The 15,626-nt window shown below is 55.4% G+C and carries 14 protein-coding genes; 13 read left to right on the top strand and 1 reads right to left on the bottom strand.

The window, feature by feature from the left end; translation table 11 throughout:
• Positions 1-65: 65 nt before the first annotated feature.
• From FS804_RS07555 to FS804_RS07570, 4 genes are all read left to right on the top strand, one after another.
• Complete coding sequence (locus tag FS804_RS07555; protein ID WP_144575935.1) at positions 66-974, top strand: glycoside hydrolase family 75 protein; 909 nt, start codon at positions 66-68, stop codon at positions 972-974.
• The gene (locus FS804_RS07560; protein ID WP_144575936.1) at positions 965-1,849 is read left to right on the top strand and encodes a hypothetical protein; all 885 of its coding nucleotides are present in this window, start codon (positions 965-967) and stop codon (positions 1,847-1,849) included. The genes FS804_RS07555 and FS804_RS07560 overlap by 10 nt, the downstream gene beginning before the upstream one ends.
• Before the next feature lie 168 nt (positions 1,850-2,017).
• On the top strand, positions 2,018-2,623 hold the full coding sequence (locus FS804_RS07565) for a hypothetical protein (protein WP_144575938.1): 606 nt from the start codon (positions 2,018-2,020) through the stop codon (positions 2,621-2,623).
• 5 nt (positions 2,624-2,628) lie between these two features.
• A complete protein-coding gene (locus tag FS804_RS07570; protein ID WP_144576365.1) occupies positions 2,629-2,994 on the top strand; it encodes a DUF3768 domain-containing protein in 366 nt (121 codons plus the stop codon).
• Between the two features lie 24 nt (positions 2,995-3,018).
• Here the strand turns inward: FS804_RS07570 and FS804_RS07575 are convergent, their stop codons facing one another.
• Positions 3,019-3,285 carry a helix-turn-helix domain-containing protein gene (locus FS804_RS07575; RefSeq protein WP_080810696.1) on the bottom strand — a complete coding sequence of 89 codons (267 nt, stop codon included), beginning with the start codon at positions 3,283-3,285 and terminating at the stop codon, positions 3,019-3,021.
• A 103-nt stretch (positions 3,286-3,388) separates the two neighbouring features.
• Here FS804_RS07575 and FS804_RS07580 point away from each other — a divergent pair, with 103 nt between their 5' ends.
• From FS804_RS07580 to FS804_RS07620, 9 genes are all read left to right on the top strand, one after another.
• Positions 3,389-3,739 (top strand): hypothetical protein, encoded by a 351-nt coding sequence (locus FS804_RS07580; protein WP_144575940.1) that lies wholly within the window; start codon positions 3,389-3,391, stop codon positions 3,737-3,739.
• A gap of 47 nt (positions 3,740-3,786) precedes the next feature.
• On the top strand, positions 3,787-4,332 hold the full coding sequence (locus FS804_RS07585; protein ID WP_144575942.1) for a DUF805 domain-containing protein: 546 nt from the start codon (positions 3,787-3,789) through the stop codon (positions 4,330-4,332).
• Positions 4,329-5,762, top strand: coding sequence for a hypothetical protein (locus FS804_RS07590; protein ID WP_144575944.1), 1,434 nt, complete (start codon positions 4,329-4,331; stop codon positions 5,760-5,762). The genes FS804_RS07585 and FS804_RS07590 overlap by 4 nt, the downstream gene beginning before the upstream one ends.
• A 296-nt stretch (positions 5,763-6,058) precedes the next feature.
• Complete coding sequence (locus FS804_RS07595; RefSeq protein ID WP_144575946.1) at positions 6,059-7,093, top strand: DNA cytosine methyltransferase; 1,035 nt, start codon at positions 6,059-6,061, stop codon at positions 7,091-7,093.
• Between the two features lie 2 nt (positions 7,094-7,095).
• Positions 7,096-7,536: a hypothetical protein gene (locus tag FS804_RS07600; protein ID WP_144575948.1), complete on the top strand. Its 441-nt coding sequence runs from the start codon at positions 7,096-7,098 to the stop codon at positions 7,534-7,536.
• On the top strand, positions 7,523-10,507 hold the full coding sequence (locus FS804_RS07605) for an ATP-binding protein (RefSeq protein WP_186376697.1): 2,985 nt from the start codon (positions 7,523-7,525) through the stop codon (positions 10,505-10,507). Before FS804_RS07600 ends, FS804_RS07605 begins: the two co-directional genes overlap by 14 nt.
• On the top strand, positions 10,508-12,148 hold the full coding sequence (locus tag FS804_RS07610) for a response regulator receiver domain (protein WP_144575952.1): 1,641 nt from the start codon (positions 10,508-10,510) through the stop codon (positions 12,146-12,148).
• Positions 12,149-12,442: 294 nt separating this feature from the next.
• Positions 12,443-12,994 carry a recombinase family protein gene (locus FS804_RS07615; protein ID WP_144575954.1) on the top strand — a complete coding sequence of 184 codons (552 nt, stop codon included), beginning with the start codon at positions 12,443-12,445 and terminating at the stop codon, positions 12,992-12,994.
• An 81-nt stretch (positions 12,995-13,075) separates the two neighbouring features.
• On the top strand, positions 13,076-15,622 hold the full coding sequence (locus FS804_RS07620) for a DEAD/DEAH box helicase family protein (protein WP_144575956.1): 2,547 nt from the start codon (positions 13,076-13,078) through the stop codon (positions 15,620-15,622).
• Positions 15,623-15,626 lie beyond the last annotated feature (4 nt).

The raw sequence follows: 15,626 nt of genomic DNA on the forward strand, positions 1-15,626 counted from the left end.
AGTGAAATTAAAAGAACGCCGTTTGGGGGAGACAGTTCTTCAAAGGCAGACGATGGAGACTGGCAATGTCGTCATTTATGCCCGTGAGAATGCATATGTTCGCCTCTCTGTTGGGCGTTCTACTAGCTATTCAAGCCAATGCTGCTGAGCCACCAACACAATCTGCAGGACTGCTAAATGCTATTGATTTCTCATTGGGCGTACCGCTTGATGAAAACTACAGATTGGCCTTCCAAAAATGCGATGGAACAACGGCTGAGCGCAGACAGAAAGACCACTTCCTAGGGTTTGACTTGAAGCTTCCCAATGTTCCTGATGCCAAACAATACTATTTGTGCAGTCGTGATCCCAGCAATGTACGGGCCTTATTGCGTCTTGGAGACGGGGCAGTCTACTGGCGAAGTAAAATGGCACTCGACGTGGACGGCTCTTGGGCAGCGTGGAATGGTTTGCCGGGCGCTACAGACTTAAAGGAAACAGCATACAAGTGGCCGGGCTCAGGCGATCCTTCCGCGCGATCGGCTCAGATCAACCCTGATCGGATTCCTTACATCGTGATACCTACTGCTGGCCTCTCCAAAATTACTGGCAGCAGGAGCAGTGAGATGGGTCGCATGTTCGCAGATAAAACGGGTTTGAGTTTAGGTGACATGGGCGTCGTTGTTTACAAGGATCAATGGACCCCTGTGTTAATTGGGGATGGCGGTCCTTTCATGAGGCTAGGGGAAGGTTCAAGCAGGGTTTTCGAGGCGATTGGCGAAAGCCGTTGCAAGAAGTGGAGTAATGACGGGCAAACGTGTGTTGGTTCCGGCAACGTTTATCCCTACAAGAACCACGGACTTGGCGGAGATGTAATTTTCATAGCATATCCGGGCAGTAGAAGCGCAGATATCAACCCGCAAAATGCCATTTCAAAACTGTGCGCTTTCGCTAAGGAAAAGCTCAAACTGACTGGGGGCAGAACATGCCCATAATCTCAGACAGTTTCGCGGTCCGTTACCTTGCTTCACTGAGTATTATTATAATCGCCATCACGCCGGCTCAAACCATTGCTGCGACTTTTGGGAAATGCAAATTCGACACCGAAACCATGGTCTTTGCCGGTAATCCCATGGAGCAGGCGTCTTGCCTACTCCGCAAAGTAAGAATCCTTGGAAATGTAGAGGCTACTCCCGCTGATGTACCGCCGAATCTTGCCGGTTTTATCGGGCAACCACTAACCATCTCCAAGGCACAGATAAGAGGCGCTATCGGGCGCCTTGGCCTAACGGAAGAAGGGCTAGGCGGTAGTCTCGACACGCCCCTCTCTCGCGGAAATTCAAACAGCTCGCATGCACCGACAGCACGTTACTTTGTGATTCACGACACAAGTTGGCCCAACTTCGGAAGTGCCAATTTTCCTGAAGACATTGATCGCAGCAATCAAGTTAATCGGCTGGACGGCTTTGTCAGCCAGTCCGATGCGAAGGCCCATATCTTTATAAACCGTAGAGGCGAAATTTACGTCGGCCATGATTTCAAGGTGCCTTGGCGTGCAACCAAGCTGGAACTCAAGATTGGCACCTTATCTCGCGGCATGTTTCTTCACGTGGAAAATGTCCAGCCACGCCGGAGCCATCCCAACCAAGCCGATGGAAATGCGCCGACACCCGGCTTCTCTCAAGTCCAATATGAACGTCTCGCACTCCTATATCTCGTAGCGAGCGCCCGTGCGGGCGTCGGCTTGATTCCTGCGTTTCATGCGGCGATAGATGAGGGGTTGAGTGACGGGCACGACGACCCGCAAAACTTTCGCTTGGACAATTTCGACGCTGCATTGGGACGGCTGCTAGGTTCTATCCGACAGTAATTTCGGTTTGAAATCCGCTATGCAGTTCTGGGCTCGGTAACTAGCGACCCTTGGGTTGCGCTCGCATATTGACAATCTTTAGTTGTAATGCTATACCATAACACGCCGGCGCTGCTGCCGGTACGAGGGGCCGTTCGGCCCCTCTTCTTGTTTTGGAGAGCTACAATCATGAACGTTTCAACCGCCGCATCCACTACCACCGCCTTACCCGCCACCTCTGCCGTCACCCTGCCCTGCCCAGTCATCATTCTCGGCCGTGACGACAACGGCAGGCCCCACGCCTCATTCTTCCCTGCCACCGATACCCGCGCAGCTGAGAAGGCTGCCGAACTGATGGGCATGGTGGCGCTTAAGGTGGAAGGTGACGAACTCAGGGCGTTTCTCGGTCGGTTGCCGCAGGGCAAGCTGTTCGACAGCGGCAAAGCCTTCGTGCCGTTTGTGAAGCAGGAGCTCTATCAGGCCATCGCCGCCCACCTATCCGATGAGGAGCGCGAACGGCTGGAGCAACCGCGTGTGGTGCCGGAAGAACCCACCCCGGAAACCAGCTACCCTGTTCCGCCCAAGAATATGCCCGAAAGCTGGGACCGGCTGACCGTGGGTAGCCTCGTGTTGGCGACCGAAGGTCCGCTGGAGGGGTGGTACGAAGCCACCATCATCAAGATTGAGGGCGACACAGGGCTTCGCCTCAAGTGGCGCGATTATCTCGACATGCTGCCTTTCACCCGCCGCGTCGATCAGGTGGCCCTCATTCACCCCGCTTATGTCGAGAAGTGATCGCCATGGGCTGCGCTTTGAAACAGAACATCAGCGAGGATGCGGCCGCTCGGGCCGCAGCCATCCGCGATAAAAACGACGCTTTTCGGAAAAGCTTCTCCGGCGGACGAGTGCTGCTGACGCCGGGGGTCACCAACCTCATCGCCGACCATCAGCAAGCGGTCATATCAGCGATACAGGCGTTCGATGATTTCTTGCCAGATAACGATCCATACGGCGAGCATGATTTTGGTGCGGTCACGCTCGAAGACGCCGTGTTCTTCTGGAAGATCGATTATTACGACCTCGACCTGCAATTCGGATCATCCGATCCGGCAGATGACGATGTGACCTGCCGGGTGCTCACCGTCATGCGGGCAGATGAGTATTGAAATGGCGGCTTCACCTTTAGGAAGTCACCCAGCCTTCGGCTTTCGCCCCGCCCTCAATGGCTTGGGCGAAGCCAACTTGTCATCAACAACCGCAAAGAGCTCAGATACGTGGACGTCAAGTGTGAGCGATATCGCTTCAAGCGTGGAAACAGTGACGTTTTCCATACCGCGTTCGACTCGCCCAACATACGACCTGTCAATACCGGCTTCTAAAGCCAGCCGTTCTTGCGAGAGGCCTTTGTCGACGCGCAGGCGTCGTAAGTTCCAGCCGATTGTTTTGCGAACATCCATACGCGAAGAAAGCCATATTCACGGCTTGACAATCGACGGACCAACAGTCCCATATTAAATCTTACACGAGCATTGACTCGATCACTTCACTTAAGGGGGTACTATGAAAATCGCAGTTGGAATTATCGGGCTCTTCCTCGGCCTATTGGTGCTGCTGCAATCCTGCGCGGTCACGGCAGGCAGCGGCCTATTGAACGATCAAGCCACAGGCAGTGCCGGCGCGGTCGGCATGCTGACAGGCGTGCTGCTGGTGATCGGTGGCGCGTTCTCCTTCGGTCTACCGCTGGTCGGTGCCATCATCTTCTTCGTATCAGCGCTGATGGCCTTCATCGCGTCGTCGCAGGGCACCTTCGGGGATATGTCGGTATGGGGCGTCATCGCTCTCCTGCTCGCTGTCATGGGCTTCTTCACGTGGCGCTCGGCCAAGCGGAAGAAAAACCAGCCCGTGGCGTGAAAAGCTGCGCGCACTCGGACAACAATTAGGGATCCTCGGGGATATTCATGAGCGCCTACCTTGATGCCATGCGTCGCTACGCCACCTTTTCGGGCCGATCCACACGAAAGGAATTTTGGTACTACCACCTTGTGTTGCTGGGCTTAGCCATCGGCGGATTGATCATCGACGTGGCTATTGCCGGGCCACGCGAGCCACAGCCCCTCGTTTCGGCATTGATCGTCATGGGCCACTATATTCCGTCGCTTGCCGTCATCGTCAGGCGTCTGCATGACCTTGGGAAAAGCGGCTGGCTTGTGCTGACCTGCCTCATACCGCTTGTCGGGATCGTTGCGTTCATCGTGATCGGCAGCACCCCGTCAAAGCATGGGGCAACGGACTTTCCCGAGAGCAGCGATCAGCGCCCTGCCCCACCTTCGCCCCCTTCTGGCTCGGATCAACAGATTGATCGCATCGAAAAACTCGCGGCGCTACGCTCTTCAGGTGCGATTACCGCCGAGGAATTTGAAACCATGAAGGCGGGCATCCTCGGCCACGGCCAGTTTGCGGGAGAGCCCCGAACTGCCCCATCCCACATGGAAAAACCATTATGACCAAAAATGCTGGAATATTTCTTGCGGCGATTAGCCTGAGCGCTGCTGTTGCGGGTTCAATCTCAACACCCGCCGTGGCCGGAGAACACTCCTACCACAAGGGTAATAGCTGGCAGGTCATACTGAAAACACCGGACCCTTTTGGCGACAAAGCATTTTGTGGTTTCCGCAGCACGGCGTGGTCGGGGAAGTCGGTCGTGATCGAATACACGCTCATCGGCATCGACAAAATCGTTCCGAGGCTGCGCATCACCAAGCAAAACTGGAATCTTCCGGCTGGCCAGACGACCAACGTCAGCATCGGAACCGAATGGGCGGGTAACATTCAGTTCGTCTCAAAAGTGGTCAACGACGATGAGCTCTATGGCGAAATCCCCGAGGACTTTGCGGAAGATGGCGGTGGCTTCAAGGTTACCACTATTCTGGGCACAGCGATCTCGACAAACAAGCCGGCCCCACTCGCGATCACCTTTCAAGGGAATGAACCGCCGTGGTTTGTGCCGGTGATGACCTATACGGAAGCGATAGCGCTCGGAACTGGCTTCGATACCTGCATATCCACTTTAACCGGGCTTGGCCCATCACTGTTCAACGCCCCTCAGGCTTCGTCCACGTCGCCATTTGCCCAGCCATCAGGCGAAGGTGGCGGAACAGCCTCGCAAGCACCTGCAAACCGCAGTGTAATGCTTCAAAACCCGCCACCGAAGTCAGCCGCAGCCACCGCCGCCGCAACGTCACCGTGGACCTTCGAACAACGCGAGGAGGATTGGGGCGATACGTGCTTTGTGGAAGCGAAACAGGGCGACGTAACGGTCGGCTTTATGGGCGCACCGGGCAAGGATTTCGTTGCATTTGTCGAGAATGGAAACTTTGACGGTATCGTTCACGCGTCTTGGCAGGTCGATGATAAGACGGTTCAAATGTCCAACGGCCATCCAGAAGACTATTTTGGCTGGCACGGCTTCTACGAAATCTCACCGCAAATCCTCGATGACGGCAAGAAAGGCAAAAAACTAGAAATCGCCGACCTTGATGGCAAAACGATTACCGTAAGCCTCGCCGATGCCGCAGCGCCTTTCTCTCAGTTTCAGGCATGTTTCAACAAAGCTGCTCCAAAGACGGAAACGGCGAGCAACTATCCTGCGGCGAAGCAAACGCCTCCAAATCGGCAAGGCTGCGTTCTGGAAGTCGGCGGGACCAAAGCGATAGATGATGCATGCTATTGGGGGCCATATGGTAACATGGACGGCAGCTTCGTCATGGAGGCAAACGGCTACTTCGCTATCGTCGAGATCGACAACGACGACGCCGATGGCTGGTGGAATGAAACGCCGGGATCAACGCACGCCCACACGCGACTGGGCGAAATGAAGCGTGATGGGAAATGCTGGACGAGCAAAAGCGTACGAGTATGTGCCGGCGCAAAATGAGTGCACGTTAACTCTGCAGAGATGTAGTAACTTATACCAAAGCGACCGTCAGTCCAGGGTCAGCTTTCGAGCGAATGGCCGCGAAAAGCCGGTCGGCAGGAAAACAGCGCGGCTTGGCACTCGGAGGCCGCGATCGAAAACTGGCTCGATCGACGAGCTAGTCGTTGTTGAGCCGAGTTCAAAATATCGCTGCAAGTTTTCGCGCTGGGGCAGTAAAATTCAACTTGGGCATCTATTCTTATTAACCAGATCGGTTTAATGTGCATGACGTCGTATCTCAAACAAGTAATACTATAATGCATACTGCGGTGGATCTGTTTTGCGGCTCGGGAGGGGTGAGCCAAGGCTTAAAGTCGGCTGGCTGGAGGGTCCTCGCTGCATGCGACAATGATCCCGCAGCCGCGAATACATACCGGGCCAATCACCCTGAGGTAAGGCTGGTCGAAGGCGACATTAAACTAAATTGCACGATCGGCTCTATAACTGCGGCGGTTGGCGGAATGACCGACTTAGTGGTGATCTGCGCACCTTGCCAACCCTTCAGCAGTCAAAACCGACATCGAGGAAACGACGAACGCGAACAACTGATCGTGCGCGCCTTGGCTGTGGTGGCAAAATTGCGCCCGGCCCTAGTCTTCTTTGAAAATGTCCCTGGACTGGTGTCACCGGCATATCGGGAGATAGTCACCACGGTCCATGCTGGACTTAAAGGGCTAGGCTATGCCGTGTCCGAACCGATAGTCCGCGACGCTGCAGATTTCGGTGTTCCCCAACGTCGACGAAGGTGCATAATGCTGGCGGCCAGATGCGAAGGCGCCGTTGCTGCCTTTTCTAGTACCGATGTGCGCAGGGATCCTCGAACAGTGTACTCAGCTATTGCCGATCTGCCCGTACTGGCATCCGGCGAAGCTAGCGAAAACGATCCGCTTCATCGCTCACGGACCCATCAACCGATAGCATTGGAGCGCCTCAAACATATTCCCCATAACGGCGGTAGCCGTAGCAGCTTGCCGGACCATCTGGTACTTAAATGCCATAAGGGTAAGTCGACGTCATTTTCCGATGTCTATGGAAGGATGGCATGGGATTCGGTCGCGCCAACCCTGACCACCGGCTGCACGGATCTTACGCGTGGGCGCTTCGGGCATCCGGATCAGAACCGCGCTATCACCATGCGTGAAGCGGCCAGACTACAGACTTTTCCAGACGACTACCGGTTTGTCGGACAACCTGCGCAGATTTCCCGGCAGATTGGCAATGCCGTGCCTCCCGCTATGATCGAAGCCTTTGTTCCAGCCTTCGAGGCCGCGCTCGCCTTTGGCGCCGATTGAAGATGGATAAGCTGGTTGCAAGCAATACCGGTATCGCCGCACGCGTGAGCCGTCAACGCCGGGCCAAATCGGAGCCTGGACGGCGAGGGAGCCGTCCGATATTCGCTATCGGCATGCCGTTTCGTAAGCACTACCCCGGCCCAGCGTATCTCCTTCGGTCGATCGACATCGACTTTCTCCTCGTTGGCGTTCCTATATTCATCGACGGGTGCATCTGGCATGGTTGTTCTGAGAACATATCAATGCTGAAGGCGAACGATCGATGGTGGGCGGTGAAGCTCGAAGAAAAATGGCGTTGCGATAACTATGCCACGGCCGACCTGTACGGCGGAAGGTGGCGCGTAACGCGGTTTCGGGAGCATGAGGTGCAAGACGCAGTTGTGGCAGCGATTGCCCAGAAACTCAAGAAGACGAACGAGGAGTGCGCCAATGGCCAGGATTAAGGTCCGCGCCCGCGCAGTGGACATGCTGGGACGCCAGCAGATAGCCGGAATTCCCACCGCGATCCACGAACTGTTTAAGAATGCTCATGACGCTTACGCCGACCGCGTTCGCGTCGACTACATCCAGGCTTTCGACCTTTTCATGCTCAGAGATAATGGCCTGGGCATGACCCGCGCCGATCTGGAGGGCAAGTGGCTTACCCTTGGAACGGAAAGCAAGGTTGGGCAGAATAACCCCGACGCGTCAATTTGGACAGGTCCCAATCACCTACCACGGAGAGCATCGTTGGGTGAAAAGGGCATCGGCCGCCTAGCGATTGCAGTGATCGGTCCACAGGTGCTGGTCTTTTCCCGTGCCGTCAGGCCGGAGGGCCTCCATCATCCAGTCTGCGCTTTCGTGAACTGGTCCCTATTCGAACAGCCTGGGCTCGATCTCGATCAAATCGACGTGCCAGTCATCGAGCTCGACGAGTTCACCCTCCCCACCCTGAAGCATATCCGATCGTTGATCGACGCGAGCCTCGCGAATCTCCAGGCAATTGGGGATGCAATTGATCCGCTCGCGCGAAATAGAATCACTCGTGAACTAGAACAATTTCCGTTCGACCCAGAAAAAGTATACTCCGCACTGGGCGACCCCATGTTGGGCAAGGAATATGGTACCCATTTCCTGATCAAGCCAACGTCGGTCGAACTGGGACTGGATCTCGCATTGACCCATTTGGGCGGCAGAGGAGCCTCCGCGCTCCAGCGTTACCTACTTGGCTTCGGCAACACAATGCACGGCAAAGAGATGTCGCCGCCAATCGTCGCCGAGTTCGTCGAGAATCGAATAGATGGCTCCAGCGAGGATCTCATTGGGCCGATGGCTTTCTTCACTCCCGAGGAATTTGCTTCAGCCGACCATCATATTCGCGGCAGCTTCGATGCATACGGAACATTCCAAGGCACAATCAGAATCTACGATCAGGTCGAACACGACTACACTTTGGCGCCCCCAGACGACCTTTCCGGCCAAGTGGAATGCGGCCCCTTTGATATCAGTTTCGCCTACGTGCAAGGACAAGCGAAGGACACACGCATGCCGCTCGACGAGTGGAAGATGCTAGGGGACAAGCTCGACAACATTGGCGGCCTCTATGTCTATCGTGACGGTATTCGAATTCTTCCGTACGGGAATTCGGACGTGGATTGGCTAAACATCGAGCGGCGGCGCACGCTGTCGGCAAATGACTGGTTTTTCTCGTATCGGCGCCTCATAGGGGATGTCCGGCTGACGAATGAACACAATGCCAATCTCGTCGAAAAGGCTGGCCGAGAAGGCTTCAGGCAAAACAAGGCCTATCGACAAATGGTCTCGCTACTAGAACGCCTCTTCGAGCGACTGGCATTCGACTTTTTTCGCGAAAAGGCGCGTGTCTCCACCGACTTCGATGCCATCCGCAAGAACAAACAGCGTGACTACGAGATCCTCCAGAAGCGTGCGAAAAGCGTCAAGACAGCCAAGGACACCTTTAATGATGCCCTCTCAGGCTTCTTCGAGAGCGCCAGAAGCGGGAAGTTCGAGTTGGCATGTGGAGAGGTGCGATCGAGTTTCGCCGCTCGACTGAACAGCTTGGCCGCTTTCACCAATCCTGTCGCTGCTGGTGACCGTCTTCTGACGATAGAGGCCGAATTCGAGATCGCAAACAAAGCCCTACGGGATCGCATATCCATTCCGCGGCCTCGACAATTCGGAATGAACAAACGGCAGCAACAGGACTTTCAGGCCTACCTGCGTGAACGCGAGAGACTTTTGACTGGGCACTATGAGCCGATGGTGGCTGAAATCACCGAGCACATCCACAGGCTGCTTACCGACGGCACAACGGAAGTGGACCCCCGTCGTCGGTTGGATGAACCCGTCAAGCGGGAATCTGAGGTAGCGCTGTCCAGCGCCGGCGATGCCCGCAAGAAGGTCAGCACGACGCTCGAAAGGCTCGACAGCGAGATTCGCGCCACGATCAATAGGAGCTGGGCCGACCTCAGCAACCAAGTCGAGGCGGTCAAGTCCGATTTGGCGCGAACGGAGGTGGCTACGCTCACACCGCAGGAAATCGAACATCGGCGCGATCGTCTAATCGATCAAGTTCGGGAGTCTGCCGGACGTTCCACGCAGTTAATGGATGCTCTGGGTGAGCAGTTGCATTCGGTGATGGAAGGCATGGTAAACCAACACGATTTGTTGGACGTTGCGGCCGCCTTGGAAAGCGAGAATGACGAATTGAAGGAGAGGGTCGACCAATATGCCGACCTAGCGCAGATCGGCCTAGCCCTCGGCCTTGTGCAACACGAGTTCTCTGGTCAAGTCCGCAACATCAACAGAGGGCTCGATGCACTCAAACCTTGGGCAAGTCGGAACCGCGGGCTCGACGACCTTTACGGCAGGTTGCGGATTAGCTTCGAACATCTCGAATCCTATTTGCAGCTATTCGTGCCTTTGAACCGACGGCTGCAGCGGCGACGCGTTCCGGTATCGGGTACCGAGGTTGAAGAATTCATTCGGACAGTTTTCGGGCCTCGCTTCGAACGGCATGGCATCGAGTTGGATGTGCCCGACGCTTTCCGCGCCACCACGGTTACCACTTTCCCTTCGACGCTCCTACCGGTGTTCGCAAACGTCGTGGACAACGCGATTTACTGGTTGGGAGAAATGCGCGACCGACCTAAAACCATCAAGTTCGATGTTTCGCCCGTAGGTCTGACGATCTCCAATTCTGGCCCGGGCATCGATCCGCGCGACGCGGAAGGTATGTTCGAATTCGGCATTAGCAACAAGCCGGCGGGCAGAGGAATGGGCCTATATCTGTCGCGAGATGGATTACGTAAAGAACGAATGGACATCATCCTGGAACGGGCGGCCGGAGACGTTTCGCCGACTTTCGTGGTCACGGTTCCCGATGACATGATCCAACGAGCAGGGGGAAACTGAATGAGCTTGGACGCCGCACCGGCGAAGCCCGCCTTTAAGGATTACGGCCTTAAGGCAACGAAACGATTTTTGAAGACCGCCATAGTGATCGATGACGAAATCATCGCCGAACCTCCTGCACAGGCACCGGATGGGGATCTGGCGGAACCGCCTCTGTTTGTGAATGCACCAAAAGAGAATCGCGTCGGTGATGCTGCGCCAGACGTCGCACATCCGGCACCGGGCAACGATGCGGAAGTGAAAATCAAGCCGCTGGCCGACGCATTCCTGGATAAGCGGATCGTTTGCGGCGTCCTTAAGCCGGAGGTGGCCGACACCGATACCCAAGTTGTAGACAGAGCAGTTCGTGCCGCATCCGTCGCCGACGTCGTGATCATCGACTGGTACCTGCGTCCCCACCAGGATAACCTCGCAAGATCGATTCTCGAAAAAATACTGACTGAAGATCGGGAACTCAACGGCCGGCTCCGTCTGGTGATCGTCTACACCAGCGCTGACCCACTCGCGGACCGTCGCAAGGCTTTGGCCGAGCATCTCAAGAGAGCGAAGTTCGATGCAGTGGAAGATCCCGACGATGACACCCTTCTGACGATAGGAGCTTGCCGAGTCCGGTTCGTGAGAAAAAGGTCTATTAATGTCGGCGTCGCGGTCGAGGACCTGCCGGACTTTGCGGTCGAGGAGTTTGCCAAGCTTAGCCATGGCCTTTTGGCGAACTTCGCATTGCTCGGCATTGCAGCATTACGGGATGCCACGCACCATATCCTCGCCAATCTCGACATTGGCCTTGATACCGCCTTCGTGGGCCACCGCATGTTGCTTGGCCACGCCACTGAGGCGCGTGGCTTTGCGATGAACCTATTCCTTCTCCAAATGAAGGGTGTGCTGTCGTTGCCTAAGCACTTGGGCGAGGCACTTGGCGACCAAGAGTTATCGGCCTGGCTTGACGAGCAATTCAGTTATCCAGAGGCGGACGCCCATTTGGAAGCTGCTGGCACGACCAAAGACCAGCTCCGCGAAAGCGTCCTCAAAGGCGCCAGCAAGCTCGATGGTCTTCACAAGTCACTGTTCTTGCCGATAAGCAAACGCGATCCCGACAAAGTAGGCGATATCGAAAAGGAACTCAGCCAGAACTTCGCTCGATTCGCTACTTTCGTCAGGGAACCCGGCGGTTTCAACCCACTGCCGGACGGCTGGTTACCAACACTGACATTGGGTAGCGTCGTCAAGCTGGTGGGCAGAAAGATCCGATATTTCCTTTGCGTTCAACCCGCCTGCGACACGGTGCGTATCACGGAAAATCGCTATTTCCCTTTCATCGAATTAGTCGCGAAGAAGGCAGCAAAGTCTACGGAAAACTTGGTCATACGCGATGGAGAGAAGAAGGTTGTGGTGTGTGTCAGCACCTCAGCCGGATCTCGGCTCTACGATAAGTTCAAGCCTGACCTCTCCGAGACGGTACGTGCAGAGTCCGAGGACGGGAGGTTCCTGTTCAACAGCTCGAACGACCAGGTCTACTGGTGGCTTGGGGACATCGATCCGCTGAAAGCACAACGGATTGCAACGGACGTCTCCGGGTCCCTCGCTCGTGTCGGCATCGACGAGTATGAGTGGTTGCGTCTGGGCGGTTCCGCGAAAAAGTAGAGAGGCAGGCAGACCCCGCTGCTTCTCGTGCGCAATGGAAGTCAATACCTGGTTCCATAGCCGATTGTCAGGTATGCGTGAAACCGGTTCGATCGCCTCCTAACCGAAAGACGCCAAGGCGCCCCCAAGCGCCTTGTGATGACGAGCACCAATGTTCACAAGGCCAACGGCACGGTTTACATCAGGGTATACCCCAACGTGACAAGCCAGCGGTTACAGCCATTAACGTAACATCTGGGTTGACACCGGCTATTCGTGACAAGGTAGCGTCAAGCCTAAAGCTTGAGGTGACACATGGCTCGAATTGGGTACGCGCGCGTTAGCACGCTTGATCAGGATTTAGAAATTCAGCACCAGCGGCTCGTAGCTGAAGGTTGCCAAATCATCCGGTGTGAAAAAGTTTCAGGTGCAAGCCTCGAAGGTCGGACCGAATTGGCAACAATCATCGAGTTCTTGCGCGAAGGTGATGAACTGATCGTCACCCGGCTTGATCGCCTCGGCCGTGACACACGCGACGTTCTGAACATTGTCTACGAATGCGAACAACGGGGCGCATTCGTCACCGTGCTTGAACCTCATGTGTCAACCAAGGGTGAAATGGGCAAAGTCATTCTAACGGTTCTTGGAATGGTTGCGCAGATGGAGCGCCGGTTTATCAAAGAGAGGCAGCGGGACGGAATTGAGCGAGCAAAGCTCTTAAATGCCTACAAAGGTGGCCAACGCCGTATCGATAGGGAGTTGATACGTCAGCTCTTTGCTGAGGGAATGGCAAAGAGCGATATTGCCAAAACAGTAAAGTGCAGCAGGATGCAGGTTTACCGAGTTCTTGCAAATATCAGTCCGTAAAACAGGCAACCATCTTAGCTTTCCATACTCATCGTTTTCGTCTACCCCTCTGACAAGAATTACAGGCAACCGGGGGTTCAATTGCCGTTACGTAAGGAAGCAAGAGCTAGGATTAAAATCAATCGACTGCTGGAGGCGGCCGGCTGGCGCTTTTTCGATGACAAGAACGGTCCCGCGAATGTTGTTCTGGAACCGAACGTCAAGCTGAAACCTGAGCACATCGAAAGCCTTGGCGAGGACTTCGAAAAGAGCGCGAAGGGCTTTATCGACTTCCTGTTGCTTGACAAGGACGGCAAGCCACTCATCGTCCTCGAGGCGAAATCGGAAGACAAAGATCCTCGCATCGGCAAGGAGCAGGCGCGCAAATACGCCCGGGCTCAAAATGCTCGCTTTGTGATCCTCAGCAACGGAAACATCCATTACCTGTGGGACCTTGAGCAAGGCAATCCAACGGTCATCTCCGCTTTCCCTGGCCCTGACGAAATCAAGAACCACTACGCCTTTGAGCCAAATGCCGAGCGTCTCTTCGCCGAGAAGGTCGAGCGCGACTTTATCGTTCTCACCCAAATGCCGGGTTATGCAAACGAGGCGGCGTGGAAAAACGAGGCAGAGCGAGATTCGTTCGTCGAGAAGCAAAAGCTCCGCTTCCTTCGCCCATATCAAGAACGCGCAATCCAAGAGATTCAGAAGAGCGCCAAGAAGGGTGCGACACGGTTTTTGTTCGAGATGGCAACCGGCACCGGCAAGACGCTCACGTCCGCCGCTGTGATCAAGCTCTTCCTGAAAACGCATAACGCCAAACGCGTTCTGTTTCTCGTCGATCGACTGGAGCTGGAAACCCAGGCGGACAAGGCGTTCAAAGCCTATCTGAAGAACGACTTCACCTCGATCATCTACAAGGAACAGCGCGACGACTGGCGGAAGGCCGATATTGTCGTTACGACAGTGCAAAGCCTGCTGTTTAACGACAAGTACCGCCGACTATTCTCCCCGACGGATTTCGATCTCGTCATCTCGGACGAAGCACACCGCTCGATTGGCGGCAACGCACGCGCGGTGTTCGAATATTTCATCGGTTACAAGCTCGGCCTGACAGCCACGCCCAAGGACTATCTGAAAAAGTCGAAGAAAGACAAGCCGACTGAACGTGATCCGCGAGAAGCCGAGCGCCGCATGATGCTCGACACCTACCGCACGTTTGGCTGCGACTCTGGCGATCCGACCTTCCGCTATTCGCTCCTAGACGGCGTGCGGGAAGGGTTTCTGATCAATCCCTACGTCATCGACGCGCGAACGGGTGTCACAACCAAGCTTTTGTCTGATGAAGGCTTCACAATCGAGACGATTGCAGAGGATGGCACCGAGATCAAGGAAGCCTTCGGCGGCCGCGACTTTGAGAAGCGCTTCTTCGCCGAAGCGACCAACCGGGCCTTCTGTCGAGCGCTTCTGGAAAACGGCATGCGAGACCCGATTTCCGGCGAGTTCGGCAAGACGATTGCCTTCGCTGTCAGCCAGAACCATGCTCTCAAGATCACTGAAATACTCAACGAACTGGCCGATCAGTTGTGGCCGGGGCGATACCAGTCTGATTTCGCGATGCAGGTGACAAGCGACGTGCCGGCCTCGCAGCAGATGACCATCAACTTCGCAAACAACAATCTCGGCGGGCGCAGCCGATTTGTCGAAAATTACCGCACCAGCAAGGCACGGGTTTGCGTCACGGTCGGCATGATGACGACAGGCTATGACTGCCCCGACATTCTGAACCTTGCCCTCATGCGGCCAATTTTTTCTCCGTCAGACTTCGTCCAGATGAAAGGGCGCGGAACGCGAAAGCATAACTTCTCGGAAGAGCTGTTCGATCCCGCACAAAAGGCGGCGCAGGGGGATGTCCAAAAGGCTTCCTACCGCCTGTTCGACTTCTTCGCCAACTGCGAGTTCTTCGAAGAAGAGTTCGACTACGACCAGGCGTTGGCTTTGCCCAAGCCTGCCGCCATGCCGCTATCAAATGGTGGCGACGATCGTTCAACGATCACCTCGAAATCTGCCATCTACGAGTTTTTGGAACCCGATCAGGTCGTCTACCAGGTTGAAGAGCAGATCGGCTTGGAGGGCATGCGGATCGACCGTGAGCTGTTCCAGAAATTCGAGGAAACTGCACGCTCTGATCCCAAACTTGCCGAACTGGTCGAACAGCGGGATTGGGATGCGGCCACACGCCACGTCGTCGAAGAGCTATTCGACAAGCCGAGCGAGTTTTTCAGTCTGGAGAAGCTGCGCCGCGCCGCAGGCGTCGATCGCCGTATATCGGTCCGGGAACTGGTGGAAAAAGCCTTCGGCTTCATTTCGAAGCTCAAGAACAAGGATGAACTAATCGACGACGAGTTTCAGAAATTCCTGATCGATCAGAAGCCTGATGAAGCCGACCGTATCCGCGAAATACGCTACTTCTTTGAAGCCTATATCCGCGACGCCAAGGTTCGGGCGCTGATCGACGCTGGTCATTTCGCAGACCTCAACGTAAACCCGTCCTTCACGACCCGTGACCTCAAGGAAGTGCCCGCCCCGTGGCGCAAGCGCATCCCCGAATACATCAAGGACTACGTGTCCCTGAACCCCTTTATGTGATGAA

It is taken from the genome of Agrobacterium sp. DE0009 (genome assembly GCF_007680755.1).
Lineage (GTDB): Bacteria > Pseudomonadota > Alphaproteobacteria > Rhizobiales > Rhizobiaceae > Agrobacterium > Agrobacterium tumefaciens_B.